29 protein-coding genes and 1 tRNA gene are annotated in these 25816 nt (G+C 68.1%); 19 read left to right on the plus strand and 11 right to left on the minus strand.

Features of this window, described 5'->3' with window-relative positions; all coding sequences use genetic code 11:
* Positions 1-50 precede the first annotated feature (50 nt).
* Positions 51-926 (minus strand): hypothetical protein, encoded by an 876-nt coding sequence (locus EV141_RS00555; RefSeq protein ID WP_130484041.1) that lies wholly within the window; start codon positions 924-926, stop codon positions 51-53.
* A gap of 40 nt (positions 927-966) precedes the next feature.
* Here EV141_RS00555 and EV141_RS00560 point away from each other — a divergent pair, with 40 nt between their 5' ends.
* Positions 967-1350: a DUF2834 domain-containing protein gene (locus tag EV141_RS00560; RefSeq protein ID WP_130484042.1), complete on the plus strand. Its 384-nt coding sequence runs from the start codon at positions 967-969 to the stop codon at positions 1348-1350.
* 52 nt (positions 1351-1402) lie between these two features.
* Here the strand turns inward: EV141_RS00560 and EV141_RS00565 are convergent.
* Positions 1403-1488, minus strand: a tRNA-Leu gene (locus EV141_RS00565).
* An 85-nt stretch (positions 1489-1573) separates the two neighbouring features.
* Between EV141_RS00565 and EV141_RS00570 the strand changes: the two genes are divergently transcribed.
* Together EV141_RS00570 and EV141_RS00575 are read left to right on the plus strand one after the other, a co-directional pair.
* The gene (locus tag EV141_RS00570; RefSeq protein ID WP_130484043.1) at positions 1574-2902 is read left to right on the plus strand and encodes a M20/M25/M40 family metallo-hydrolase; all 1329 of its coding nucleotides are present in this window, start codon (positions 1574-1576) and stop codon (positions 2900-2902) included.
* An 18-nt stretch (positions 2903-2920) separates the two neighbouring features.
* Entirely contained in the window at positions 2921-3766 is an 846-nt protein-coding gene (locus EV141_RS00575) for an undecaprenyl-diphosphate phosphatase (protein ID WP_130484044.1), read from the plus strand.
* Between the two features lie 9 nt (positions 3767-3775).
* On the opposite strand, the gene EV141_RS00580 is transcribed toward EV141_RS00575, so the two are convergent.
* Positions 3776-4708: a PAC2 family protein gene (locus EV141_RS00580; protein ID WP_130484045.1), complete on the minus strand. Its 933-nt coding sequence runs from the start codon at positions 4706-4708 to the stop codon at positions 3776-3778.
* Positions 4709-4786: 78 nt separating this feature from the next.
* Between EV141_RS00580 and EV141_RS00585 the strand changes: the two genes are divergently transcribed.
* The 10 genes from EV141_RS00585 to EV141_RS00630 are packed head-to-tail and all read left to right on the plus strand — an operon-like array spanning position 4787 to position 15344.
* The gene (locus tag EV141_RS00585) at positions 4787-5491 is read left to right on the plus strand and encodes an HAD family hydrolase (protein WP_260437781.1); all 705 of its coding nucleotides are present in this window, start codon (positions 4787-4789) and stop codon (positions 5489-5491) included.
* On the plus strand, positions 5488-6525 hold the full coding sequence (locus tag EV141_RS00590; protein ID WP_130484046.1) for a tRNA (adenine-N1)-methyltransferase: 1038 nt from the start codon (positions 5488-5490) through the stop codon (positions 6523-6525). The genes EV141_RS00585 and EV141_RS00590 overlap by 4 nt, the downstream gene beginning before the upstream one ends.
* A gap of 48 nt (positions 6526-6573) precedes the next feature.
* On the plus strand, positions 6574-7548 hold the full coding sequence (locus EV141_RS00595; RefSeq protein ID WP_130484047.1) for an FKBP-type peptidyl-prolyl cis-trans isomerase: 975 nt from the start codon (positions 6574-6576) through the stop codon (positions 7546-7548).
* A gap of 19 nt (positions 7549-7567) precedes the next feature.
* Positions 7568-8569, plus strand: a complete 1002-nt coding sequence (locus EV141_RS00600) for a helix-turn-helix transcriptional regulator (RefSeq protein ID WP_130484048.1) — start codon at positions 7568-7570, stop codon at positions 8567-8569.
* On the plus strand, positions 8562-9554 hold the full coding sequence (locus EV141_RS00605) for a helix-turn-helix transcriptional regulator (protein ID WP_157985470.1): 993 nt from the start codon (positions 8562-8564) through the stop codon (positions 9552-9554). Before EV141_RS00600 ends, EV141_RS00605 begins: the two co-directional genes overlap by 8 nt.
* A 38-nt stretch (positions 9555-9592) precedes the next feature.
* Positions 9593-9814, plus strand: a complete 222-nt coding sequence (locus EV141_RS00610; protein ID WP_130484050.1) for a twin-arginine translocase TatA/TatE family subunit — start codon at positions 9593-9595, stop codon at positions 9812-9814.
* 3 nt (positions 9815-9817) lie between these two features.
* On the plus strand, positions 9818-10627 hold the full coding sequence (gene tatC / locus EV141_RS00615) for a twin-arginine translocase subunit TatC (protein ID WP_241968916.1): 810 nt from the start codon (positions 9818-9820) through the stop codon (positions 10625-10627).
* Positions 10620-13052: a DEAD/DEAH box helicase gene (locus EV141_RS00620; RefSeq protein WP_130484051.1), complete on the plus strand. Its 2433-nt coding sequence runs from the start codon at positions 10620-10622 to the stop codon at positions 13050-13052. Before tatC ends, EV141_RS00620 begins: the two co-directional genes overlap by 8 nt.
* Before the next feature lie 31 nt (positions 13053-13083).
* Positions 13084-14586, plus strand: coding sequence for an apolipoprotein N-acyltransferase (lnt, locus tag EV141_RS00625; RefSeq protein WP_157985471.1), 1503 nt, complete (start codon positions 13084-13086; stop codon positions 14584-14586).
* Entirely contained in the window at positions 14583-15344 is a 762-nt protein-coding gene (locus EV141_RS00630) for a polyprenol monophosphomannose synthase (RefSeq protein ID WP_130484053.1), read from the plus strand. The genes lnt and EV141_RS00630 overlap by 4 nt, the downstream gene beginning before the upstream one ends.
* Positions 15345-15351: 7 nt before the next feature.
* Here EV141_RS00630 and EV141_RS00635 read toward each other — a convergent pair whose 3' ends face one another.
* The 4 genes from EV141_RS00635 to EV141_RS00650 all read right to left on the minus strand — a co-directional run bounded on the left by EV141_RS00635 (position 15352) and on the right by EV141_RS00650 (position 18012).
* Positions 15352-15720, minus strand: a complete 369-nt coding sequence (locus tag EV141_RS00635; protein WP_130484054.1) for an RNA polymerase-binding protein RbpA — start codon at positions 15718-15720, stop codon at positions 15352-15354.
* Positions 15721-15825: 105 nt separating this feature from the next.
* Positions 15826-16590, minus strand: coding sequence for a glycerophosphodiester phosphodiesterase family protein (locus EV141_RS00640; RefSeq protein WP_375880256.1), 765 nt, complete (start codon positions 16588-16590; stop codon positions 15826-15828).
* Positions 16591-16597: 7 nt separating this feature from the next.
* Entirely contained in the window at positions 16598-17536 is a 939-nt protein-coding gene (locus tag EV141_RS00645) for an SPFH domain-containing protein (RefSeq protein WP_130484055.1), read from the minus strand.
* Complete coding sequence (locus EV141_RS00650) at positions 17533-18012, minus strand: NfeD family protein (protein WP_130484056.1); 480 nt, start codon at positions 18010-18012, stop codon at positions 17533-17535. Before EV141_RS00650 ends, EV141_RS00645 begins: the two co-directional genes overlap by 4 nt.
* A 99-nt stretch (positions 18013-18111) precedes the next feature.
* Between EV141_RS00650 and EV141_RS00655 the strand changes: the two genes are divergently transcribed.
* Both EV141_RS00655 and EV141_RS00660 read left to right on the plus strand, forming a co-directional pair.
* Positions 18112-18885, plus strand: coding sequence for an SDR family oxidoreductase (locus EV141_RS00655; protein ID WP_130484057.1), 774 nt, complete (start codon positions 18112-18114; stop codon positions 18883-18885).
* Positions 18886-18888: 3 nt separating this feature from the next.
* Positions 18889-19356 (plus strand): NUDIX hydrolase, encoded by a 468-nt coding sequence (locus EV141_RS00660; protein ID WP_130484058.1) that lies wholly within the window; start codon positions 18889-18891, stop codon positions 19354-19356.
* A gap of 23 nt (positions 19357-19379) precedes the next feature.
* Here the strand turns inward: EV141_RS00660 and EV141_RS00665 are convergent, their stop codons facing one another.
* Positions 19380-20399, minus strand: coding sequence for a TerC family protein (locus tag EV141_RS00665; protein WP_130484059.1), 1020 nt, complete (start codon positions 20397-20399; stop codon positions 19380-19382).
* A 258-nt stretch (positions 20400-20657) separates the two neighbouring features.
* On the opposite strand from EV141_RS00665, the gene EV141_RS00670 reads away from it, so the two are divergent.
* A complete protein-coding gene (locus EV141_RS00670; RefSeq protein ID WP_130484060.1) occupies positions 20658-20930 on the plus strand; it encodes a PLDc N-terminal domain-containing protein in 273 nt (90 codons plus the stop codon).
* An 8-nt stretch (positions 20931-20938) separates the two neighbouring features.
* A complete protein-coding gene (locus tag EV141_RS00675) occupies positions 20939-21427 on the plus strand; it encodes a GNAT family N-acetyltransferase (protein WP_241968918.1) in 489 nt (162 codons plus the stop codon).
* Between the two features lie 38 nt (positions 21428-21465).
* Here the strand turns inward: EV141_RS00675 and EV141_RS00680 are convergent, their stop codons facing one another.
* Together EV141_RS00680 and EV141_RS00685 are read right to left on the minus strand one after the other, a co-directional pair.
* Complete coding sequence (locus EV141_RS00680; RefSeq protein ID WP_130484062.1) at positions 21466-22482, minus strand: arsenic resistance protein; 1017 nt, start codon at positions 22480-22482, stop codon at positions 21466-21468.
* A gap of 2 nt (positions 22483-22484) precedes the next feature.
* On the minus strand, positions 22485-22931 hold the full coding sequence (locus tag EV141_RS00685) for a MerR family transcriptional regulator (protein ID WP_130484063.1): 447 nt from the start codon (positions 22929-22931) through the stop codon (positions 22485-22487).
* A gap of 49 nt (positions 22932-22980) precedes the next feature.
* Between EV141_RS00685 and fdxA the strand changes: the two genes are divergently transcribed.
* The gene (gene fdxA, locus EV141_RS00690; protein WP_130484064.1) at positions 22981-23316 is read left to right on the plus strand and encodes a ferredoxin; all 336 of its coding nucleotides are present in this window, start codon (positions 22981-22983) and stop codon (positions 23314-23316) included.
* A 65-nt stretch (positions 23317-23381) separates the two neighbouring features.
* Here the strand turns inward: fdxA and EV141_RS00695 are convergent, their stop codons facing one another.
* Positions 23382-23672: an ArsR/SmtB family transcription factor gene (locus EV141_RS00695; protein ID WP_130484065.1), complete on the minus strand. Its 291-nt coding sequence runs from the start codon at positions 23670-23672 to the stop codon at positions 23382-23384.
* Positions 23673-23750: 78 nt separating this feature from the next.
* On the opposite strand from EV141_RS00695, the gene EV141_RS00700 reads away from it, so the two are divergent.
* On the plus strand, positions 23751-25799 hold the full coding sequence (locus EV141_RS00700) for a heavy metal translocating P-type ATPase (RefSeq protein ID WP_130484066.1): 2049 nt from the start codon (positions 23751-23753) through the stop codon (positions 25797-25799).
* Positions 25800-25816 lie beyond the last annotated feature (17 nt).

A 25816-nucleotide genomic window follows, 5' to 3' on the forward strand; every position in this document is an offset into this window, starting at 1 on the left:
TCGGTTCCCTCGTCCCGTGATCTCTATTGTCAGGGCGCCGCGCCTGTCGGCTACAGCCCCAGCTCCGCGACCCGCTCGCGCAAGAACGCCGCGCCCGCCGCGTCGTGAATCAGCTCGCCCATCGTGACGACCGGGTAGTCCCGCGCGAGCATCCCGTCGCTCGGCCGCACGTCGACGTGCACGGCCTCGAGCCCGTCGGCGTGCACGTGGTCGGCCATCAGGTAGTCCGAGCGCGAGTCACCCGCCGAATACCAGCGCGGCGCGCTCACTCCGTGCCCTGCGAACCACTCGAGTGCCCGCGCCGCACCGCGATCCTTGTCGAGCAGCACCGACTCTACGTCGGTCGAGATGATCGTCGGGTCGATGCGCCACGGAACCTCGCCCCGCGCATCCGCCTGTTCCCGCTCGCCGTAGCGCAGCCCGAGCCCACGCTCGACGAGCAGCTGCCACACGCGTTCCTGAAACTCGTCGCGCGCCGGCCAGTAGTCCTCGTGAGCGATGTCGTTCCGCGCCTCGAGCGAGATCATCACGTGCTTGCCCTCGTCGACCTCCATCGCGTGCGCATACTCGGCACGCGCGAGGGCGTGAACCGCCTCCGTGACGTCCGCCGGGATCGCGAGCGCCGCATCCACCTCGATCTCACCGAGACCGAGACCGGCGGTGATCGGGGCCCACGCGCCGCCCTTCTCCATGACGGCGAACACCGGCGCCCCGTCGGGCAGCCCCGCAGACACAAGCCGTGCCGCGACCTCCTCGCGCACAAAGACGGCGCTGCGCCCTGTCACGAACGCGATCGGCACGCCCGCCGAGGCCAGCGTCACGAGATCAGTCAGGATGCTCGGCTCGACGATGCAACGCGCCACCGGGCTCGCAATGGGCCCGTCCACGTCGAGCAGCAGGCCGAACGGTGCTGAGAATGCGCTCACGCCTCCATCCTTCCCGACGCGCGAGCGGCACAATGACCCCATGACCCGCTACTGGAACTCGCGCGCCATCACCTTCGGCATCATCGCGATCATCGGCCTCGTCGGCACCTGGACCTACAACGCGATCGCGATCATCGAGCGCAACGATTTCCTCGGCGACTGGTTCAACAACGGCCCCGCGGTGGGCTCGCTCACGACCGATCTGCTCGTCATGGCGATCGCCGGATGCGCCTTCATCGTCATCGAAGGACGTCGCCTCGGCATGCGCCACCTCTGGGCGTACATCGCCTTCTCGGGGCTGACGGCGATCGCCTTCACGTTCCCGCTGTTCCTCGCGAACCGCGAGCGCCACCTCGAGCGCCAGCGGCAGGAGGCGCAGGCGCAGCCGCAGACGGCGGCAGCCGGCGAGCGGCAGGCCCTCTAAACGCGAATCGGCCCCCGAGACGTGAGTCTCAGGGGCCGATCTCGAACCAGCGTGCGCGAGGGGGGACTTGAACCCCCACGCCCTAATACGGGCACTAGCACCTCAAGCTAGCGCGTCTGCCAATTCCGCCACCCGCGCTGGTTTTGCCCGGCCCGAGGGCCGAACGAGGTACGACATTAGCACGGAATGCGGGCCCAAATGCGCGCCCGGTAGCGTGGGTGCCATGGCCGCCGACGAGACCCTCAGCGACACTGCCCGCATCGCCCGCGACCTCATCCGTTTCGACACGACGAACTGGGGCGAGGGCCGCAGCCGCGGCGAGACCGAGGCTGCCGAATACGTGGGCGCGATCCTCGAATCGCTGGGCCTCGACATCGAGTATGTCGACGCCGCCGAGCGCCGCACGAGCGTCATCGCCCGCGTCGAGGGCTCCTACGCGAACCCCGTAGACACGAGTCGCGCCGAGCGCCCCGGGCTCGTCGTCCACGGTCACCTCGACGTCGTTCCGGCCGACCCCGCGAACTGGAGCGTTGACCCCTTCGGTGGCGAGATTCGCGACGGCCTCCTGTGGGGTCGTGGCGCCGTTGACATGAAAAACATGGACGCGATGATGCTCACCGCGCTCACCGAGATCCTCTCGAGCGGCCGCCAGCCGAACCGCGACCTCACCGTCGCCTTCTTCTCCGATGAGGAGAACGGCGGCACCTTCGGTTCGCACCACCTCGTCACCCACCGCCCCGAGCTCTTTGCCGGCGCGACCGAGGCGATCAGCGAGGTGGGCGGCTACTCCGTCGAGATCGGCGGCAAGCGTGCCTACCTGCTGCAGACGGGCGAGAAGGCCCTCGTCTGGATCCGCCTGCGGGCCCGCGGCACGGCCGCCCACGGCTCGCGGGACATCCCGAACAACGCCGTGACGAAGCTCGCCGAGGCGGTCGTGACGCTCGGCCGCGAACAGTGGCCCCTGCACCTCACCGATACGACGCGTCAGCTGCTCGCCGAGATCGCCCGCCTGCTCGACGCCGACCCCGAACAGACCGGCCCCGACGAGCTGCTGCTGCGCACGGGCACGGCGGCGGGCTTCCTCACTGCGACCTTGCGCACCACCAGCAACCCCACGCTGCTGAGCGCCGGATACAAGCACAACGTGATCCCTGACACGGCCGAGGCGCTCATCGACATCCGCACCCTCCCGGGCGAGGAGGAGGGCGTGCTCGCCCGCGTCCGCGAATTGATCGGCGACGAGATCGAGCTCGAGATCGTCACGCAGGACGTCGGCCTCGAGAATCCCTTCGAGGGCCCCATCGTCGACGCGATGGTGGGCACGCTGCTGGCCCACGACCCCGAGGCGCAGGTGCTGCCCTACCTGCTGAGCGGCGGCACCGACAACAAGGCGCTCAGCGAGCTCGGCATCACGGGCTACGGCTTCGCCCCGCTGAAGCTCACGCCCGAGCTCGACTTCCCGGCGATGTTCCATGGTGTCGACGAGCGCGTGCCGCTCGACGCCCTCGACTTCGGCCACCGCGCCCTCACCGATTTCCTCCTGAACTACTAGAAGGCGACGCGCGATCCCGTGAGCACGAGCACCTATCTTGACGCGATCATCCTCGGCATCGTTCAGGGGCTGACCGAGTTCCTGCCGATCTCGTCGAGCGCGCACCTGCGCATCGTGGGCGAGTTCTTGCCCGCCGCGACCGACCCGGGCGCGACGTTCACCGCGATCACTCAGATCGGCACCGAACTCGCGGTCGTGCTGTTCTTCTGGCGCGACATCACGCGCATCCTGTCGCGCTGGTTCGCCAGCGTCTTCCGACGCGGCGTCCCCGCGAACGATCCGGATGTTCGCATGGGCTGGCTGATCATCATCGGCTCCGTGCCGATCGTCATCGCCGGTTACCTCGGCCAGGAATACATCCGCGAGGCGTTCCGCTCGCTCTGGATCGTCGCGATCACCCTGATTGGCTTCGGTCTGCTGCTGGGGCTCGCCGATTATTTGGGCCGTCGCACGCGCGAGCTCACCGACCTCACGTACCCGCACGGGCTCTGGTACGGGCTCGCGCAGATGCTTGCGCTCGTGCCGGGCGTGTCGCGGTCGGGCGCCACCACGACCATGGGCCTCGCCCTCGGCTACACCCGCCCGGCAGCGGCACGCTACGCGTTCCTCCTCGCGATCCCGGCGGTCTTTGGCTCGGGGCTCTACGAGCTGGTGAACGCGCTGGGGGAGACGACGTCGACCGGCCCCTTTGGCTGGGGCGAAACCATCGCCGCCACGGTGGTGTCGTTCGCCGTCGGCCTCGCGGTGATCGCGGGCCTCATGGCCTACATCTCGAAGCGCTCGTTCCTGCCGTTCGTGGTCTACCGCGTGCTGCTCGGCGGCACCCTGCTCGTGCTGCTGTCGACGGGCGTGCTGCAGCCCTAGGCAGCCGCCCTATGCGCGGGTGTCGCCGCCGATGTCGCCGCCCGGTTCGCCGTCGTCCTGCTTGCGCAGGTAGCGCTCGAATTCTTGCGCGATGGCCTCGCCACTGGCCTCGGGAGCCTCGACAGCATCCCGCGCCTTCTCGAGCTGCTGGATGTACGAGCGCATGTCTTCGTCGTCGTCGGCGAGGGCGTCGATGCCCTCCTCCCAGGTGCGCGCCTCGTCGAGCAAGTCGCCGCGGGGAATTGTGACGTCGATGAGTTCTTCGAGGCGGTCGAGCAGTGCGAGCGTCGCCTTGGGGGAGGGCGCGTTGTGCACATAGTGCGGCACCGAGGCCCACAGCGACACGGTCGGAATGCCGACCTCCTCGGCGGCCGCGGCGATGACGCTCAAGATGCCGACCGGCCCCTCATACGTCGAGCGCTCAATGCCCAACTCGTCGCGCACGTCGGGGTTCTCACTGGTTGCCGTCACCGCGATGGGCCGCGAGTGCGGCACATCGGCGAGTAGCGCGCCCAGCATGATGATCCCCGCAATGTCGGCGGTCAGCGCCTGGTCGACCGTCTCGGTGGCAAAGGTGCGCCAGCCGCGCGAGGGCTCGGTGCCAAGCAGCAGGTAGACGTTGTCGTGGTTCGTTCCGCTCACCGTGATCGGCTCGTCAGCCGCCAATTCGGATGCGCGCGGCAGCCCGTCATCCGCCACCGGCCCGAACAGGGTCACTCCGGGCCAGCGCAGTCGGCGCCGGCCCTCGTCGTCCATCTCGATCGTCGGTCTGTTGAGCTGGAAGTCGTAGTAGTCCTCCGGATCGATGTCGGCGATGGGGGCGACATCGAGCACGTCTTTGAGCGCGCGCACCGCGCCGCTCGCAGCCTCGCCCGCGTCGTTCCAGCCCTCGAACGCGACCACCAGCAGGCGGCCGGTGCGAAACAGATCCGTGTGCGCCACGCGCCCTCTTCTCACTCGGGGTGCCCCGGGCCTCACCGGAGCGTCCCCCAGGATAGAACGCAACTAGACTCGTGCGTCGTGACCACCGCCCCTGAGCCCCTCGACCGACCCGCCGCCGTGCTGTGGGACATGGACGGCACGATCGTCGACACCGAGCCGTATTGGATGCGCGCGGAGGTGCGGCTCGTTGAGTCGTTCGGCCGCACCTGGTCGACGGAAGACGCCATGCAGCTGGTCGGTTCAGGCCTCGAAAACTCGGCCATCCTGCTGCAACGCGCGGGTGTTGAGCTCGAGGTGGAGCAGATCATCGATCGGCTCACCGACGAGGTCATCGAGCAGATCGAGACCGAGGTGCCGTGGCGACCGGGCGCCCGCGAACTGATCGCGGCGCTGCGCGAGGCGGGCATCCCGATCGCGCTCGTGACGATGTCGCTTCGCCGCATGGCGGTGCGCGTTGCCGACGCGATCGGCGACGCCGTGTTCGACGTGGTGATTGCCGGCGACGACGTGACGGAGGCGAAGCCCCACCCCGAGCCTTACCTTGCCGCTGCTCGCGCACTCGGCGTCGACATTCACCACTGCGTCGCCATCGAAGACTCGCAGTTTGGGCTGGCGTCAGCCATCAGTTCGGGTGCCGCGACGATCGGCGTGCCGCTGCATCTGGCGCTTCACGAGGGGCCGACCCACACCCTCTGGTCGACGCTCGAGGGGCGCACCGTCGCCGAGCTGACGGCCGTCGTGAACGCGCATCTGGGCTTCCGTGCCCAGGAGGTGACGCGATGAGCGCCGAGCGCCGACGCGGCCCCTTCCGTCTGGGCGACCAGGTGCAGTTGACCGACCCGAAGGGCCGACTCAACACGGTGACCCTGCACGAGGGCGGCTCCTTCCACTCGCATCGGGGCGCTCTCGCGCATGAAGAGCTCATCGGCCGCCCCGACGGCAGCGTCGTCGAAAACTCGGCCGGGGTTGCCTATCTTGCGCTTCGCCCGCTGCTCACCGATTTCGTCATGTCGATGCCGCGCGGCGCCGCGATCATCTATCCGAAGGATGCTGCCCAGATTCTCGGCGTCGCCGACATCTTCCCGGGCGCCCGCGTCATCGAGGCCGGCGTCGGCTCGGGTGCCCTCTCGATGTGGCTGCTTCGCGCGATCGGGCCGGAGGGTCACCTCTACTCGTTCGAGCGACGAGAAGAATTCGCCGACATTGCTCGCGGCAACGTCGAGACCTTCAATGGTGGCGCGGTGCCGAACTGGTCGATCACTCTGGGCGACCTGCAAGAGCAGCTGCCCTCGACCGTCGTTGCGGGCGGCGCCGACCGTGCCGTGCTCGACATGCTCGCACCGTGGGAGTGCCTCGACGCCGTGGCCGACGCCCTCGCCCCCGGCGGGGTACTGCTCTGTTATGTGGCCACGGTGACGCAGCTGTCGCGCGTTGCCGAGGCCCTGCGCGACACCGAACGCTTCACCGAGCCGGATGCGCACGAGACGATGGTTCGTGGCTGGCACCTCGACGGGCTCGCCGTGCGACCCGACCACCGCATGGTGGCGCACACCGGTTTCCTCATCACCGCCCGGCGCCTTGCCGATGGCGCCCCCGCCTTCACGAAGGCGCGGCGCGGTTCGAAGACCGAGGCGAGTGACGACGACGTCGAAATCTGGACGCCCGGGGCCGTCGGCGATCGTCAGGCCAGCGCGAAGCGCCTGCGCAAGGCCGCACGACAGGCACAGTCGACGGCGGCGCGCGCGGCGGCGGGAGACGGCCGGGTGTCTGGCCCGGCCGACAGCGACCCGACGCCACCGCCCGCGCCGCTCGCATAGTGCACCCCCGATAGAGTGACCGTGACCCGCCCGAACGAAAGAGGATCTGTGCGCACTGTTCCCGCGCTGCTCGTATCGACTGCCCTCCTCGCATCGTTGGCCGCCTGCGCTCCGCTGGGGGCTTCCGCCGACTGCGAGCCGGTGATCCCCGCTGGCGAGTCACCCACGTACGTCGAGGTTGAGGGCGAGGTGTTCGAGGCTCCCGAGGTGAGCTTCCCGACCCCGCTGCGCACGAATGGCGCCGAGCGTGCCGTGCTCGTCGAGGGCGAGGGTGAGCCGATCGCCGCGGGCCAGGTCGTTGACTTCCAGGTCAGCCTCTACTCGGGGGTCGACGGCACGCTCATCACGCAGAGCGCCTACGACACGGCCGCAAACCCGCTGCGCCGCACGGCTGGCTCCGATATGGACATCCTGGCCGAGGTCGTGCAGTGCGCCGAGGTGGGTTCGCGACTGGCCGCCACCGGCACCATCGCCGACGTCTTCGGCGAGGGAACCCTCGACCCGGCACTCGGCCTCGCCGACGATGACTCGGTCGTCCTGGTGCTTGACGTCGAGGCGGCCTACCTCGGCAAGGCGACCGGCCTGCCGCAGCTGGGAGCCCAGGGCGTACCCGCCGTCGTGACCGCCCCCGACGGGCGACCCGGCATCACGATTCCCAACCAGGACGCGCCTACCGAACTCATTGACCACGTTCTGACGCTCGGCGATGGCGCCGAGATCACCGCGGGCGACCGCGTCGTCATGCACTACACGGGCGTCATCTGGGATTCGGAGACGGTCTTCGATTCCAGCTGGGAGCGCGGCGCGCCGGCCACCTTCCCCGCCGTGAGCTTCCTTGAGCAGCAAGACGGCATCGTGCCCGGCCTCGCCGAGGCGATCGTCGGCAAGACCGTCGGCTCACAGGTCGTCGTCGTGATTCCGCCCGAGCTGGGCTACCCCGAGGGGCAGGCACCGGCGACGATTCCCGCGGGCAGCACGATGGTGTTCGTCGTCGACATTCTCGGCATCGAAGACCGCGGCTGAGCGTCGGTCGCGTTCTAGGATGGCGGCTGTGACCGCTGACACGCCCGCACGCCGCACACCGGCCGAGGAGCGTCTCTTTCACCTCGTGCTCGCGCTGATCGCGACCGACACCGGGCTCACAAAGAGCCAGATTCTATCGACGGTCGAGGGCTACGCTCAGCGCTACGTTGCGGGGGCCGACAACGCGAGTCTCGAGCGCCAGTTCGAGCGAGACAAAGACGACCTGCGCGATCTGGGCATCCCGCTGGAGACCATCGACCAGCTCGGCGCCGATGGTGACACGAAGTTGCAGCGCTACCGCGTCTCGCGCGATGCGTACCCGATGCCCGACGATGTTGCCTTCACCGCCGACGAGCTGGCGCTGCTGTCTCTTGCCGGCCAGGTCTGGCGCGAGGGTTCGCTGAGCGATGACTCACGTCGCGCGCTCACCAAGCTCCGCGGTCTGGGGGTAACCATCGGTGATGCCGTGATCGGCGTCGCGCCCACGCTGCGCGCGCTCGATCGTGCCCACAACCCGCTCACGGTAGCGATCTCTCGCGGCCGCCAGGTCGAGTTTTCGTATCTGAAACCGGGGGATGCGCGCCCCGAGGTGCGTCTCGTGTCCCCGCTCGCGCTCGTTCAGCACGAGGGGCGCTGGCACCTGTTGGCCTACGACGAGGTGCGCGACGGTGAGCGCACTTTCCTCTTACAGCGCATTGTGGGCACGGTTCGTCAGCGTGCCGGAACCGCTCGCACGGCGGCACCGGGCGACGCCGAGCGCGCGCTCGCCGAGCTCGCCGAGCTGTGGCGCCATAACGTCGCGACCGTGCGCTCTCAACCCGGCAGCGAGGCCGACGTCGTGCTGCGCAACCGCCGCGGTTCACACAGTGAGGGCGAGGTGTTGCACGTGCGATCAACCGATCTGACGCTGCTCGCCGACGAGCTCGCCGGTTTCGGTGATGAGGTTCAGGTGCTCGGCCCGCCCGCTCTGGTCGATGCCGTCGTCGAGCGCTGGGAACGCGTGGTGGCCGCCCATGGCTGACGCGCGCGAGGCTCTCGGTACGACGCCCGATCGGCTGACGTTTCTTCTCGCTCTGGTTCCGTATCTCATCGATCAGGTGCAGGTCACGGTTGACCAGGCGGCAGCGCACTTCGGCACCACGCCAGAGCGCATCCGCCGCTCGGTAGAACTCATTGCCGTGAGCGGCGTTCCCGACGCCAGCGGCAGCGTCCTCCCCGGCGCGGGCATGTTCGACATCGACTGGGATCAGTTTGAGGACGAGCAGATCATCCGCTTTCGTCAGGCGCCTCTCACCGAGCAACCGCGCCTGTCGGGCCGCGAGGCCGCTGCGCTGCTCGCTGGCTTGCAGACCCTCGCCGCTCTGCCTGACTTCGCCGACCGCGATGAGCTCGCCGCACTCCGCGAGAAACTCACCCGGGGCGCGTCGGCGCAGCTCGCACCCGTCGCGGTCGACGTCATCGACCCGGGTGAGGTGCTTCGCACGGTGCGCGCCGCGCAGTCGGCGGGCCAGCGCCTCCGGCTCGACTACGTGACGGGCGATGGCGACCGCCAAGAGCGGCTTGTCGATCCGATTCGCCTCGACTCCGTTGATGGTGTCTGGTACCTGCGCGCCTGGTGCGTGCACCGCGAAGCCGAGCGCACGTTCCGGCTTGACCGCATGGCGTCCGTGAGCTCCGTGGGGGAGGCGGACGCGCATCCCGCGTCGCTCGCCGACCCGGCGGCGCTGTTCAGCGGAGCCACCTCCGGAGCGACGCGCATCCAGATCGACATCGCCGACGACGCCCTCCCGCTGATCGCCGACTACCTGCCCGAGAGCATCGATCCGATTCCGGATGCTCCCGGTCGCGTTCTTGCGACCGTCTCGCTCTCGCACACCGCGAAAATCGGTCGCCTCGCGGCCCGAGTCGGTCCGGCGGGGCACATCGTGACCCCCGAGGCGAGGGACGAGGCGCGACACTGGGCCGAACGCGCGCTTGCCGCCCAGCGTCGAGGGTTAGACTCGTGAGCACCTCGCACCACCGCTACGTGAAGGACGTGAGCTGAATGCCCCAACTCTCTGGCTGGACCGGCCTGATCCTCCTGTTGGTCATCCTGCTCTTGTTCGCCGCCCCCAAGCTGCCCCAGCTCGCGAAGAGCCTCGGTCAGTCGATGACGATCTTCAAGAAAGAGATCAAGGCGGGCAAAGACGACGACGGCGCGAACGCCGACGGTACGGCAAACGCCGAGGCGAAGTCGGACGGTCCCGACTCGACCACCACCAAGTAGGCGGTGAGCGACCGCCCCCCGCGGTCCCGGAATCCCGAGGGCCGCATGACCCTCGGCCAGCACCTGGTTGAACTGCGCAAGCGCATCACGATCGCGGGTCTCGCGATCATTGTGGCCGGAATCGCCGGCTGGTGGGTCGTTGACCCCATCTGGGCCGCGCTAAGTGCACCGGTTTTGCAGATCGCGCAAGAGCAAGACCGCGAAGCAGCCATTACCTATGTGACCGTCGGCGAGGCGTTCGATACCCGGCTGATCATCATGTTCCTCGTGGGCATCGTGGCCTCGTCCCCGGTGTGGCTCTACCAACTCTGGGCGTTTATCGTGCCCGCGCTCCACAAGAACGAGAAGCGCTACGCCGTCGGTTTCCTGCTCGCGGGGGCCCCGCTCTTCATCGGCGGCTGTGTCGCCGCTTGGTTCGTCTTCCCGAACATCGTGACCCTGCTCACCGGATTCGCGTTTGGCGAGTCTGCGACCCTCCTCACTGCCCGGGTGTACCTCGACTTCGCCGTGAAGTTCATCCTCGCGATCGGCGTGGGCTTCGTGCTGCCGCTGCTGTTGGTGCTGCTCAACTTCGCTCGTGTGTTGAGCGCTCAGTCGATGCTGAAGTCGTGGCGCTGGGCGATTCTGGCTATCGCCACCTTCACCGCGCTCGCGACCCCTGCGGCTGACGTGCTGTCGATGGTGCTGCTGGCGATTCCCCTCATCGGCCTCTACTTCGCGGCGTGTGCGGTGGCGGCGTTCAATGACAAGCGCATCGCGAAGCGCGAGGCCGCCATGATCGACGAGTACGGGCTCGCCGCCAGCGATGACTGACGCGCTGTCGCCCGCCGAGCGGTTCGAGCAGGCGCGGGCGATGCGCTCGCTGCCGCGGCTGTCGGCCTTTCGCGACCAACTGACCTTCGATCTCGACCCGTTCCAAATCGCGGCGTGCCGCACGCTCGAAGAGGGTCGCAGCGTGCTCGTTGCCGCCCCGACCGGCGCAGGCAAGACGATCGTCGCCGAGTTCGCGGTCTTCCTCGCAATGTTCGACGCCCGCGCGAAGATCTTCTACACGGCGCCCATGAAGGCGCTCAGCAATCAGAAGTACACCGAGCTGGTCGCACAGTACGGGCCGAGCGAGGTGGGCCTGCTCACGGGCGACACCAACATCAACGCGACCGCCCGCATCGTCGTCATGACGACCGAGGTGCTGCGCAACATGCTCTACGCCGACTCCGACCTCTTGGCCGACCTCGCGTACGTGGTCATGGACGAGGTGCACTACCTCGCCGACCGCTTCCGCGGCGCGGTCTGGGAAGAGGTCATCATCCACCTCTCCGAGCGGGTGCGGCTGATCTCGCTGTCGGCCACCGTGTCGAACGCCGAGGAATTCGGCGACTGGCTGCAAGCGGTCCGCGGCGACACCGACGTGATCGTCTCCGAGGTGCGCCCTGTGCCCCTCGAGCAGCACGTCATCGTGCGCTCCAAAATGGTCGACCTGTTCGACTCGTCGGGCAGGGCCGCGACTCATCGCGTGAACCCCGAGCTCGTCCAACTCGCGAAGGCGGGTGGGTACGCGCAGGGCCAGGGCGGCCGTGGGCGCAAGCACCCCGGCCGCTGGCAGGCACATCGCGGCCGCGACGAGGGCCGCATGAGCCGCGCCGAGATCGTGCACCTGCTCGACGGCAAGAATTTGTTGCCCGCGATCTTTTTCATCTTCAGCCGCATGGGCTGCGACCAGGCCGTGCGGCAGGTATTGCGGTCGGGCGTGCGGCTGACGGACGCCCACGAGCGCGAGGAGATCCGCCAGATCGTCGAAGAGCGCTGCCGCACTCTCCGCGACGACGACCTCGCCGTGCTCGGCTACTGGGAGTGGCTCGACGGCCTCCAGCGCGGCGTAGCCGCGCACCACGCGGGTCTGCTGCCCGCATTTAAAGAGGTCGTCGAAGAGCTCTTCCAGAAGAAGCTGCTGAAGGCGGTGTTCGCGACCGAGACCCTCGCCCTCGGCATCAACATGCCGGCGCGCACCGTTGTGCTCGAGAAGCTCGAGAAGTTCAACGGCGAAGCGCGCGTGCCGATCACGCCGGGGGAGTACACCCAGCTCACCGGCCGGGCTGGCCGCCGCGGCATCGACGTCGAGGGGCACTCGGTCATTCAGTGGGCCTCGGGGCTCGACCCGCAGGCCGTCGCCTCGCTCGCCTCCCGTCGCACCTATCCGCTGAATTCCTCGTTCCGCCCGACCTACAATATGGCCGTGAACCTCATCGAGCAATTTGGCCGCCCGCGCACGCGCGAGATTCTCGAAAGCTCGTTCGCGCAGTTCCAGGCAGACCGCGCCGTCGTCGACCTCGCGCGCACGGTCCGCAAGCACGACGAGGCGCTCGACGGCTACGCCCGCGCCATGGAGTGCCACCTCGGTGACTTCCGGCAATACTCGTCGCTTCGCCGTGAGCTCAGCGACCTCGAGCGGCGCCGGGCGACGGATGCGCAGGGTCGCGCCGAGCGCGATCGTCGCCAAAAGCAGATCGAGGGCGTCCGCACCCGGATGCGTAAGCATCCCTGTCACGGATGTTCCGATCGCGAGGCCCACGCCCGGTGGGCCGAGCGCTACTGGCGCCTCAAGCGTGATCGCGACCGCGTGAGCCGGCAGATCGAGGGACGCACCGGTGCGGTCGCGCAGGTGTTCGACCGCGTCACCGAGGTGCTCGGCGAACTCGGCTACCTCGTCACCGATGAGCATGGCCGCCTCGGCCTGTCGACCCACGGTCGAGCGCTTCGTCGCATCTACGGCGAGCGTGATCTCCTCGTCGCCGAGGCCCTGCGCCGCAACCTGTGGCGCGACCTCGATGCACCCGGGCTCGCGGCGATGGCCTGCGCGATCGTCTTCCAGGCGCGTCGCGACGATGGCCAGGCGCCCGAGTACGCCCTGCCGCGCGGAGCGTTCCGCGCGGTGCTGTCCCGCACGCAAGAACTGTGGGCCACCCTCGACGACCTCGAGCGCGACCACCGACTTCCCGGCTCCGACCCGCTCGCGACGACACTTGCCCTGCCTATGCAACGCTGGGCCCAGGGCGCCACCCTTGAGGCCGTGCTGCGCGACGCCGACCTCGCGGCGGGCGACTTCGTGCGCTGGTGCAAGCAGACGATCGACCTGCTCGACCAGATCTCTCTCGTCGCCGATGGTCCCGTCGGACGCACCGCCCGTACCGCCCTCGACTCCGTGCGACGCGGCATCGTCGCGTACAGCTCCGTTGCGTAGCGCGCATCCGTCTGACGTTTCGCCGACGCCGATGAGCTGGGCGCTGCTCGCGGCCGTGGGCGGCGGCTGGCTCATGAGCCTCGCGTACCCCGATCCGGGCTGGTGGCCGCTGCTGGTGCCCGGGCTCGGGCTCGTCCTGTGGGCGCTGCGAGGCAGGGGAGTGGGCGGAGGGTTGCTCGTCGGTGCCGTGAGCGGCTTCGCGTACTACGGGTTTCTCATCGAGTGGCTGACGGTGTACCTCGGCCTCGTACCATGGCTCGCCCTCACGCTCGCGCAGGTGTTCTTCACCGCACTCGGGGGCGCGCTCATTGCGCAGGCGTGGCGGTGGGTGCCGCGCGCCTGGCCAGGGCCAGCCGGTCGGCTCGTGCTCACTCCCGTCGTCGTCGCCGGCGCCTGGATGACCCGCGAGGCCGTGTCAAGCGTGTTCCCGTTCGGCGGCTTCGCGTGGGGTCGACTCGCGCACTCACAGGCCGAGGGGCCGCTCGCGCCGCTCGTGGCGTGGACGGGGTTCTCTGCGCTCAGCTTTCTGATTGCGGCCCTGGTCGCGGTGACGGTCGCCGCGATCGGCGCGACCGATCTCGCGAGACTGCACCGCGCATCCGTACCGGTGGGCCTCGCGGCCGCACTGCTCGTGTGGCCGGCGTTCCCCATTGCGACGACCGGCACCATGACGGTCGCGGCCGTGCAGGGCAACTCGAATTCGGGACTCTTCGCCGACTACCAGCGCGGAGAGATTCTCCAGGATCACTACGACGCCACGCAGCCGCTGTTCGGCCGCGACGACATCGATCTGCTGGTCTGGCCCGAGAACGCGAGCGACCTCGATCCGCTTCGCGACGACTACGCCAGTCAGGTTATGGACATCGTGTCCCGCGAGGTCGGCGCCCCGCTTGCCGTCGGCACGATCACGGCCTCCGGCGACGAGACGTTTAACTCGCAACTGTTGTGGCGTGCCGGGGAGGGGGCGGTCGATCAATACGACAAGATTCGGCCCGTGCCGTTCGCCGAGTACCTGCCGATGCGCGACTTCTTCACCCCGTTGGCACCCGACTTGTTCGCCCTCGTGCCCCGCGACTACTCGTTCGGGCAGCGCGACACGGTCTTCGACATTGACGGCGTCATCGCCGGGATCGCGATCTGCTGGGACATCGTTAGCGACGACCTCTTCTTCCAGACCATCGACGACGACGCCGAGATCTTGATCTCGCCCACCAACAACGCCGACTTCGGGGTCAGTGATCAGAGTGTTCAACAGCTGGCTATTGCGCGTCTGCGGGCAATCGAGGCGGGGCGCACCCTCGTTAACGCCTCGACGGTCGGGGCCAGCGCCATCGTCGCACCCGACGGGTCGACGATCACCGACTTGCCGCTGTTCACCGCGGGCACCATGGTCGCCGACGTACCGCTGAGCGACACCGTCACACCGGCGCACTACTTCGGTCGATTCCTCGAGTGGCTCGTCATCATCTTCACGGTGACGACGATCGGTGCCGCGCGCGTGCTCGGTCGCGGCACCGCAAAGGGCAAGCGATGACCCCGGCGCCCCGCACCGGGTCCGACAGCCTCGTCATCGTGCCCACCTACAACGAGGCCGACAGCATCCGCTCGATCGTCTCGCGTATCCGCATCGCCGTCCCCGATGCCGATGTGCTGATCGTCGACGATGCGTCACCCGACGGCACCGGCGCAATCGCTGACGAACTGGCCGCCGGCGACGCGTCGATCCGGGTGTTGCACCGTGCCGGTAAGAGCGGACTCGGTAGCGCTTATCTTGCGGGCTTCGCGCGCGCCACGAGCGAGCAGTACACCTGGGTGATCGAGATTGACGCCGATGGTTCGCACGACCCCGCCGAACTGCCGGCGATGCTGACGCTCGCCCACGATGTGGGCGCCGCACTCGTCATCGGATCACGCTGGATTCCCGGAGGCAGCGTCGTGAACTGGCCGTGGATCCGGCGCGCGATCTCGCGCTCCGGCAACGCCTACGCCCGGTGGATGCTGGGGTCACGAATCCAGGACATCACTGCCGGTTTCCGGGTCTTCCGCGTTGCAGCGCTCGCGGGCCTCGACCGCGAGCATGTCGCGAGCCAGGGCTACTGCTTCCAAGTGGAGCTTGCGTGGCGCGTCGAGCAGTCTGGGGGAGTGGTGCGCGAGCACCCCATTGCCTTCGTCGAGCGCGCGAGTGGCCGATCAAAGATGCACGCCGGCATCGTGCTGGAGGCGTTGGCGCGCGTCACCCTGTGGGGCATTAGCTCGCGCCGGGGCCGACGGCGCGTGGCCCCGACCCGGTAGGCGGCGGCTAGGCGCGCAGTCGTTCTCCACCACCGCGGCGGGCGCGCAACAGCTCGAGCCGTTCTTGGAGCAGCTCTTCCAGCTCGTCGCGGGTGCGTCGCTCGAGCAGCATGTCCCAGTGGGTGCGCACGGCTTTCTGTTCGCCCTCGTCGATGTCGACGGGCGTACCATCCGGTGCAAGAAGGCGACCCTCCTTGCCCGACTTGGGCGACTCCCACGTGCCGGGGAGTTCGGCGTCGGCGGCGAAGATCACGTCAAACTCTTCTCCGTCGGTCGTGCGGAAGCGAGCGCGTTGACGCTCCGCGAATTCGACGCCCTCTTCACTTTGCAAGCTCTGCGATCCGAGTCGCATGCCGCGAAGGGTTCGGTCAGCCATCGTGCACCTCCTATCACCGTCGGGGGAAATTCCATGAATAGGTATAGACCCGACAGATGAGAACCACGGGGGTGCCCGTCGTCTTCCCAGAACTTTGACAGTCGCTTAGCGCTCCTGACGCTCGGCCAGCACCGCGACCGCGAGATCGGCGCGATCGGTCACGATGCCGTCCACGCCGCGGTCCAGAAGGCGATGCATCGTGTCTGGATCGTTGACGGTCCAGACGTGCACTTCCACGCCTGCCGCATGGAAAGCGCGGATCCGCGCGGGAGTGACGGTGCTCAAGCCGCGTGCGCGCTCGGGAATCTGCACCGCGTGGATACCCGCGAGCGCACGTCGCACCGCGGGCGTCGCGCGCAGGACTGACGTGGCAAGGGCCAGGGCAAATCGGGGGCCGGATGCGCTGGTCGCCACCCCGGGAAGCATCCGCAGCGCCGCGCGGCGCCGCTGCTCGCTGAAACTCGTCACGAGTACCCGGTCCTCCGCCCGAGTCGCGCGGATAGCCTCGACGGTCGGTGCGATCGACGCTTCGGACTTGAGGTCGATGTTGAAGCGGAGGTCGGGAAACGCGTCGAGCGCCTCGGCGAGCGTGGGCACGTGCTGACCGTCACCGAGGTCGAGTCGCGCGAGATCGGCGGCCGTCAGCGCATCGACCCGTTCGGTTCTGCCGCCGATCCGACTGAGGTCCTCATCGTGGGCGACGACGGCGACGCCATCACTGCTCGCGTGAACGTCCGTTTCGACGTGATCGACCCCAGCAGCAAGCGCGTGCGCGAAGGCGAGCAACGTGTTTTCGGGCGCCTCGAGAGCGAGTCCGCGGTGGGCGAAGACGCGCGGTCGCGCTGGCTCGAAGTAGGGCAGCGACGCCACGACCGGCCTAGGCGGCAGGCGGAGCGGGCGGGGGCGTTCGCCCGTCGCCCTTCGGCGCGAAGAAGCCCTGCGAGATGCCCTGCAGCGCCTCGGTCAGCTCGCTCGGAATGATCCAGAGCTTGTTGGACGCCCCCTCGGCAAGTTTCGGCAGGGTCTGCAGGTACTGGTACGCCAACAGTTTCGAGTCGGGGTCACCCTGGTGGATGGCCGCGAACACGGTCGTGATGGCTTCGGCTTCGGCCTCGGCGCGCAGCACCTGGGCCTTCGCGTCACCCTCGGCGCTCAGGATCGCCGACTGGCGGGCACCCTCGGCCTCGAGGATGGCCGCCTGCTTCGTGCCCTCGGCGGTGAGGATCGCGGCGCGGCGGTCACGCTCAGCGCGCATCTGCTTCTCCATCGAGTCCTGAATCGACACGGGCGGGTCGATGGCCTTGAGCTCGACGCGGTTGACACGGATACCCCACTTGCCGGTGGCCTCGTCGAGCACGACGCGCAGCTGACCATTGATGTTGTCGCGGCTCGTGAGCGCCTCTTCGAGGTTGAGGCCGCCGACCACGTTGCGAAGTGTCGTGACCGTGAGCTGCTCGACACCCGCAAGGTAGTTCGCGATTTCGTACGTGGCGGCGCGGGCGTCGGTCACCTGGAAGTAGACGACCGTGTCAATGGAGACGACGAGGTTGTCTTCGGTGATGACGGGCTGCGGCGGGAAGGAGACGACCTGCTCGCGCATGTCGACGAGCGGCCGCATCCGGTCAATGAACGGGATGAGCAGGTTGAGACCCGGCTGCAGCGTCTTGTGGTACTTCCCGAGCCTCTCGACAACGCCGGCGTAGGCCTGCGGCACGATGCGGATCGAGCGAACGATCACCACGATCACGAAGATCGCCAGAACGACGAGCAGGCCGATCACGAAGATCTGGCCGACGAACTCAGTGGGGCTGATCATGCGGGGTCAGTCCTTTCTTCCGGAGCGACCTCCACGGTCGCGCCATCGACGCGGGTCACGACAACGCGTGTGCCCTCGGTCAGGGTGAGATGCTCGTACTCGGGTGCAACACGCGCCGTCCACGTTTCACCGTTCGCAAGGCGGGCGTAGCCGCCCAGGTCGGTGACGTCCGCGGTCACGCGAGCGCGCATCCCGTACAGGGCGTCGACGTTGCTCTTGGCCGGATCAGCGCCTTTGGTGAGCCGCTTCAGTAGCAGCGGCCGAATCGTGAACAACAGGGCGGCAGCAATGATCGCGGCGAGGGCAATCTGGGCCCACCAGGGCAGGCCAAGCAGGTTGGCGCCGAGCCCGCCGATGAGGGCGCCCGCGGCGATCATCAGAAACGTGAATTCGAGCGTGAGCAGCTCGATAATCACGCACACGAGTACGAAGACGAGCCAGACGATCCAGAGGTACTGGGTCAGGTCCAGCAGCATGCGGGGCCCCTTCGTCGCGGGCGGAAGTCGTGTGATCGTCACGCTATCAGCCCGCACTGACGCGCTGGCGGAATACGCCACCCGCTACGCTCAGAACCCGTGAACACTCCGCTGCCCGCCGGCTCGCTCGCCGGCAAGACTGCCCTCGTGACCGGCTCCTCCCGCGGCATCGGCGCCGACACCGTGCGTTACTTCGCTGCCGCCGGTGCCAACGTCGTCATCAACTACCGCTCCAAGGCGCCGCGCGCCGAGAAGCTCGTCACCGAGTTGACCGAGCAGGGCTCGCAGGCGATCGCGGTCGGTGCCGACCTGACCGACGCCGATTCGGTCGCCGCCATGATGCACACGATTCGTGAGCGCTTCGGCTCGCTCGACGTGCTGGTCTTGAACGCGTCGGGTGGCATGGAGTCGAACATGGGCGAGGACTACGCCCTGCGACTGAACCGCGACGCACAGGTGAACGTGCTCGAGCAGGGCACCGCCCTCATGGGCGACGGTGGGCGCGTTGTGTTCGTCACGAGCCACCAGGCGCACTTCATTCGCACCGTTCCGACGATGCCCGAATACGAGGCCGTCGCGCTCTCGAAGCGCGCCGGTGAGGATGCTCTGCGTGAGCGGATCGCGGATCTCGCCTCCCGCGGCATCGGCTTCACCGTCGTCTCCGGGGACATGATCGAGGGCACCATCACCGCGACGCTGCTGGAGCGCGCGCGGCCCGGGGCGATCGAGACGCGGAAGGAAGCGGCCGGCAAGCTCTACAACGTGTCCGAGTTCGCCGCCGAGGTGGCCCTCGCCGCCGTCGAGCCGGTGCCGGCCGACAACACGCGCCTGGTGGGGGACGTCAGCTTTTTCACCGACTACGCGGGGGAGTAGCAGGTGGCGCCGCAGCCGGGTCTGCGCCGCACGTCGCGCATCCTCGTCGTCGCTTCCGACGGCGCCGCCCTGCTGTTCATGACGGCGGCCCCCGACTCGTCACGGTTTGCGCGATGGATCACGCCGGGCGGGGGAGTCGACCCCGATGAGACCCACGACGAGGCGGCCGTGCGAGAGCTGTTCGAGGAGACCGGACTCGTTGTCGACAGCGTTGGTGCGAGCATCCATTCATACGACTTCGAGGTCGCGTGGGACGAGGCTGATCACGATCGCGGTCACGCCGAGTATTACGTGCTGAAGGTTGATGCGCAGTTTGATCCGTCGAGCGCGAACTGGACCGATGACGAGCACGTCGATGTAACGGCACACCAGTGGGTCACGGCCGATGACCTTGTTGGCCGCGGTGAACCTTTCGAGCCGCCCCACCTGCCGGAGCTCATTCGGCGCGCGGCCGCAACGCCCGCGTCCTAAGACGCGGGAGCCGCACGCGGCCGTTAGTCGCGGGTGAGGGCCTTCGAGCCGAATACTGCCTCGGCCTCGGCGAGCTCCTCATCGGTCGCCTCGCGGAACGGCGGGGCCTCCTCAACCTCGGGCGCGTGACGCCCCTGACCGCGGGTCTTCACGATGCTCGCGACGATCGCCACCGTCAGGATGAGCGCAATGACCGCCAGCGAGACGTTGGTCGGGATGTAGAGCACCTCGAGCAGGGCGAGCTTCGCACCCACCCACAGCAGCACGACGGCCAGGCCGATTTTGAGGTAGACAAATCGGTGAATGAGGTCGGCCAAGAGGAAGTACAGGGCGCGCAGGCCGAGGATGGCGAAGGCGTTTGCCGTGAAGACGATGAAGGCCTCCTGCGTGACGCCGAAGATCGCCGGAATCGAGTCGACGGCGAAGATAATGTCGCTGACCTCGACGAGCACGAGCACGGCGAGCAGGGGAGTGGCGTACACGATGCCCGCCCGACGGATCACGAACTTCTGGCCGTAGTAGGCGTCGGTCATCGGGGTGACCCGCTGGAACCATTTCATGACCTTCGAGTTCGCCACGTCAATGTGGTCGTCGCGCTTCACGATCATCGTGATCGCGGTGTAAATCAGGAACGCGGCAAAGATGTAGAGAATCCAGCCGAACTGGCTGATGAGCGCGGCGCCGAGGCCGATAAAGATGCCGCGGAACACGAGTGCGCCGAGCACGCCGAGGAACAGCACGCGGTGCTGGTACTGCCGCGGGACCCCGAAGAACGTAAAGATGATCGCCCAGACGAACACATTGTCGACCGATAGCGACTTCTCGATGATGTAGCCGGCGTAGTACTGCTGGCCGTATTCGGCACCCCACACGTTCCAGACGATCGCGCCGAACGTCACGCCGATAACGATGTAGAAGACGCTCCAGAGAGCCGCTTCGCGCACGCCAATCACGTGGGCCTTGCGGTGGGCAAAAAGGTCGATCGCGAGCAGGGCGATGATGGCGCCGACGACGGCGAACCAGACCCAGAGGTCAACATCCATGAGGTGTCTCCTGACAGCCGGCAGAGCGGCGGTGAGTCAGGAGGTCTCTCCCGACCGCGGTGAGCGCGGCCCGCAGCCCCGGGTCCGATGGCGAACCGTGATGACGAGGCGGCGTCGAGTGCGGGGATACTCCCCTCCGGCGGGCAAGTAGACCACACCGTGGCAGTTTGTCGCGAATCCGTCGACGGTTGCGGGGGAGCGGTCGTCGGGTGTGCGGAAGACCGTCCTCGCCAAGAAGCGCGGCCCTAGGCTGAGCGCATGAAGCGGCTCGATGTCGTCGACCCCGTGCTGCCGGCCTGGTACGACGCGGCGTTCGCGGTCATCGGCGCGGCAATGCTCGTGTGGTGGGCGAGCGCGATCATTTCGATCGCTCGCCGGGCACCCAGCATGCGTGCCTGGGAGGCCATCGCGTGGTTCCTGTTCGTCACGGTCGCGCCCGTCGTCGGCCCGTTCGCGTGGTTCCTACTCGCGCGCCAGCCCGCGTTGCGTGACGGAGTCCGCAACGATGCAGTCGCGGGCGATCGCTCATGACGCGTGGGGTGCGCACTCCCGATGCAACGGATGTCGAGGACATCGCCCGCGTGCACGTTGAGGGCTGGCGCGAGACCTACGCGGGACAGCTGCCTGATTCCTCGTTCGATGCCGACGCTCTCGCGCGCCGGCGCCAGATGTGGACGAGCATCCTGACGAGCCCGCCTCGGTCGACGCGGCGAGTCGCCGTCGCCACGTCGAACGGACACATCGTGGGTCTTGCCCTCGCCGACGAACCGCGTGACGCCGCAGATCGCGCAGCAGGCGTCACGCAACAGCTGTACGCGCTGTACCTGCTGAGTGCGCATCACGGATCAGGGCTCGGTCAGCGGATGCTCGACGCCGTGATCGACGACGGCCCGGCGCTGCTGTGGGTTGCGAAAGACAACCCCCGCGCACAGTCGTTCTATCGACGCAACGGCTTCACGCTAGACGGCACGGAGATCATTGACGATGACGTGCCGACCTTCGTCGAGTGCCGCATGGTCCGCTCATGAACCCCTCGCACGACATCCGATAATCTTCATTATGTCAGTTACGGCTTCACGACCTCTCCCTCAGCAGGGATCGCCTCATCCCCCGCCGGCCCGCGCGGCCCCCGCTCGATGAGCGGCACCACGCGCACCAGGACAACCATGCCGACGAGCTCGACGAGCGTCTGCGTGACCACGGCCAGGGGTGCGATGCCGAGTGCAGGCGGGAGCGCGAGCGCCAGGGGAAGCACCACGAGCGAGTTCCGGGTCGCCAGGGAGAACATCACGGCGCGGGTACCGGGAATGTCGAGCCGGACGATTCGGCCGACGACGCGGCCGAGCAGGACGGTGACGATGAGGAAGGCGACGTACAGCGGGATCACTCGGAGCAGCGCGAGGGCCTGGCCGCCTACGGCGGCGATCTGCGAGCCGATGACCACGGCGAGGGTGGCCATCATGAGCGGCACCATCGCGCCGGCCATGACGTGCTCGATGATCCGGCCGACGCGGTGCCGGCGGGCGACGGCCTGCACGATCGCCGCCGCGGTGAGCGGGGCGACGATGAGCACGAGGAAGGCTTCGACAAACGGCTCGACCTCGACGACGGCGAGCACGTCGGAGCCGGCAAACAGGAACAGGTAGACCGGCAGGAGGAGCATCTGCACGATCATCAGCAGCGGCGCGGCCGCGAGTAGGCGTGAGCGGGCTCCGCCGGCCAGGCCGGTGAACACGATCACGTAGTCGATGCACGGGGTCAGCAGCACCAGGAGCACCCCGAGCATGAGGCCGCGGTCGTCCGCGACGAACCGGGACAGCCCGTAGGCGATCACGGGGACGACCACGAAGTTGGCCACCAGGACCGTGCCGAGGAACCGCACGTCGCGGAACGCGCGGCCTACCTCGATGAGCGGGACGCCGAGGAACGTGGCGAACAGAAGCAGCGCGAGCACGGGGTAGATGGTGTGTTCCAGCGTCGGGGCCAGCTCCGGGGCGGACAGGCCGACGATCGCGCCCAGCGCGATCGCGGCCACGTAGAGCGGGATCTGATGCGTGTCCCACGCGTCCACGACTCGGCGCATCCCTACTCGCCTCCGTCGTTCGGCTCGTCATCGGTGTGGCACACACGCCGGCGCTCGCCCAGCAACATGCATTCGCTGCGGCAGGACGCCCCGCTGTCCGGGCACGCGGCAACGCGGCGGGTCGCGGCGACCAGGCGGTTGCGAAGCAGGCGCACGTTCGCCAGGTGGGCGTCGACCTCGCGCAGCCGCTCCGTCAGCTTCGGGTGCAGCGCGTCGCGGACTTGCGTACAACTGTCTCCCTCGACCACGCCCAGCAGCTCGGCTATCTCCGGCAGGGCCAGGTCGAGCTGCTTGGCCGCTTCGATGAACGACAGCCGCTCGAGCACGCCGTCGTCGTAGGCGCGGTAGCCGTTGGGCTCCCGCTGGGCGTCGATGAGCCCGATGGTGTCGTAGTAGCGCAGCGTGGTCGCGGGAATACCCGACCGCACCGCGACCTCGGAGATGCGCACAGCATCAAGGCTAGACCTTCGAGTTGGCTTCAAGGTCTAGCCTCGAAATATGACGTACGTGATCGCCCTCCCCTGCGTCGATGTGAAAGACCGCTCGTGCATCGACGAGTGCCCCGTCGACTGCATCTATGAGGGCGACCGGATGCTCTACATCCACCCCGACGAGTGCGTGGACTGCGGCGCCTGCGAGCCGGTCTGCCCGGTCGAGGCGATCTACTACGAGGACGACCTGCCCGAGCAATGGGCCGACTATTACACGATCAACGTCGAGTTCTTCGCGGAGCTGGGCTCACCCGGCGGCGCAGCCAAGACCGGCGTGCTGCCCTACGACCACCCCACCGTCTCAGCCCTCCCCCGGACGGCTCGCTCCGCCGGGGATCTCTGACCGCCCGATGCCGAACCTCCACTACGCGCTTCCTTCGGGCAAGGTAGTCGGTTGAGGAGAGCACCTTAGGCGTGCCTCGTATGGCTGAGCATTTGTTCGATCATGGCCCGGACGTGCTCGTCCTGGAGGTGGTAAATCACGTGCCGCCCGACACGATCCCCGACTACGAGATCCAGGTGGCGAAGGATGCGCAAGTGGTTGGACACCGACGCCTGCCCGAGCCCGAGTTCGTCGACGAGTTGACCCACCGTTGCCGGCGCACCGAGCAGCCGAGCAAGGATGAGCACCCGCGCCGGCGTGGCCAACCCGCTCATGACCTCGGCGACATGCTCGGCTTCTTCGGCGTCGAGCTGCATGGGCTCCTCCCCCGGAAACGATAACGATTCCTAGAATCATACCATCGTGATATTTACATATAGTGATATGTTGTAGCGATGAGCAAGGCGCGCGCAGCATCAGGGAGCATCGAACAGCACGGCCACGATCGTGCCGACCGTCCGTGGGAGCTCTACTTCGCCATCGCGGCGGGGATCACCTACGCCTCGGGCCTCGTCGCCGAATACGCCGTCGGGGCTCCCGCTGCGGTGTACGTCCCCCTGTTCCTCGCGACGTACTTCTTCGGCGGTTACTTCACCGTGATCGGGGCGTTCAGTTCCGTGCGACGAGGACGCTTCGAGGTCGACTTCCTGATGATCGTCGCCGCGATCGGCGCGGCCGCCGTCGGGCAGTTCGGCGAGGGCGCCGTGCTGCTGTTCCTGTTCAGCCTCGGCCACGCGCTCGAGGAGTACGCCATGTCCCGGGCCACGAAGTCGATCGAGGCCCTGGCCGCACTCGCCCCGCGCACCGCAACGGTGCGCGTCGGCGAGGGCATCCTCGAGGAGCGCCCGGTCGAGGCCCTTCTGCCCGGCGATGTTTTGGTGGTTCGCCCGAACTCCCGGGTCCCGGCGGACGGGTTTGTCAGCGTCGGCGACACCGCGATCGACCAGTCCGCGGTCACCGGCGAGTCCATCCCGGTGGAGAAGACGGCGGTGCCGGATTCCGCGGTCGCCCTTGCCCGCCCTGAGGGCGTCGCCGTGGAGTCGCGTGTGTTCGCCGGAACCGTCAATGGCCCCGCCGCGTTTGACATGGTGGTCACCGCCGCCGCCGGGGACAGCACCCTCGCGCGCGTGGTTACCCTGGTGCGGGAGGCTGACACGGCCCAGTCTCCGACCCAGCGGTTCATCGACAGGTTCCAGCGGATCTATGTCCCGGCCGTCGTCCTCGGCGTCCTCGGCGTGCTGGCGTTCGGCCTCCTCGCCCTCAGCGAGCCCTTCGGGGACGCCTTCTACCGCTCGATGGTCGTGCTCGTCGCGGCGAGCCCGTGCGCCCTGGCCATCGCCACTCCCGCCGCGGTTCTCGCCGGCATCGCCCGTTCGGCAAGAGCTGGCGTGCTCACCAAGGGCGGCGGGCCGCTGGAGAATCTCGCGAAGGTGCGGGCGATCGCGTTCGACAAGACCGGGACTCTCACCTGGGGCCACCCCTCCGTCACCGACGTGGCGCCCGCGCCCGGTGCGATGGTCGAGGAGCTGCAGGCCGTGGCGGTTGCGGTCGAGTCGCTCAGCGATCACCCGCTGGCAGGAGCGATCGTCCGCGACCTTGCGGAGCGCGTCGCCGACGGCGATGCCCTGATCGCTACGGACCTCGAGGGGGTCACCGGCCGGGGAGTCCGCGCACGGATCGAAGGCGATGAGGTCCTCGTCGGCAACCTGAGGATGATGGCCGACGGCGGACTGACCCTCCCGCCCGAGGTCGCCGGGGACGTCGACCGCCTGCAGGGGCAAGGCCGCACCACGATGGTCGTCGCTCGAGGGGGCCGCGTCCTCGGCGTCATCGGGGTGATGGACCAACCTCGACTGGAGTCCAGGGACACCCTGGAGGCCCTGCGTCGCGACGGAGTGAGCGAGCTCGTGATGATGTCGGGCGACAACCAGCAGGTCGCCGACGCCGTCGGGACAGCGGTGGGGATCGACACGGCTATGGGTGAACTTCTCCCCGAGGATAAGGTCGCCGCGATCCGCGGACTGGGAAGCGATGGGCGGCTGACCTGCATGGTCGGCGATGGGGTCAACGACGCGCCGGCGATGGCGAACGCGACGATCAGCATAGCGATGGGGGCGGCGGGTTCCGCGGTCGCGCTCGAAACCGCGGACATCGCCCTGATGTCCGACGATCTGGGCCGGGTCCCGTTCATCCGCCGGCTCAGTCGGGCCACCACAGGCATCATCCGCCAGAACTTGATCGCGGCGCTGGCGATCGTCGCCTTCCTCGTGCCCGCGAGCCTCATCGGGCTCTCGATGGGACCGATCGTGCTCATCCACGAGGGCTCGACAATCATCGTGGTGCTGAACGCTCTACGGCTGCTGCGCTTCGAGGTGGGCGGTGAGCACCGAGGCATCGCCCACGAGGACCGACCGGGAACGCCGGCACCGAGCGCGCGGAAGTAGAAGCAGGCCCCTCGGGA

It is taken from the genome of Microcella putealis (genome assembly GCF_004216575.1).
Classification (GTDB): domain Bacteria; phylum Actinomycetota; class Actinomycetes; order Actinomycetales; family Microbacteriaceae; genus Microcella; species Microcella putealis.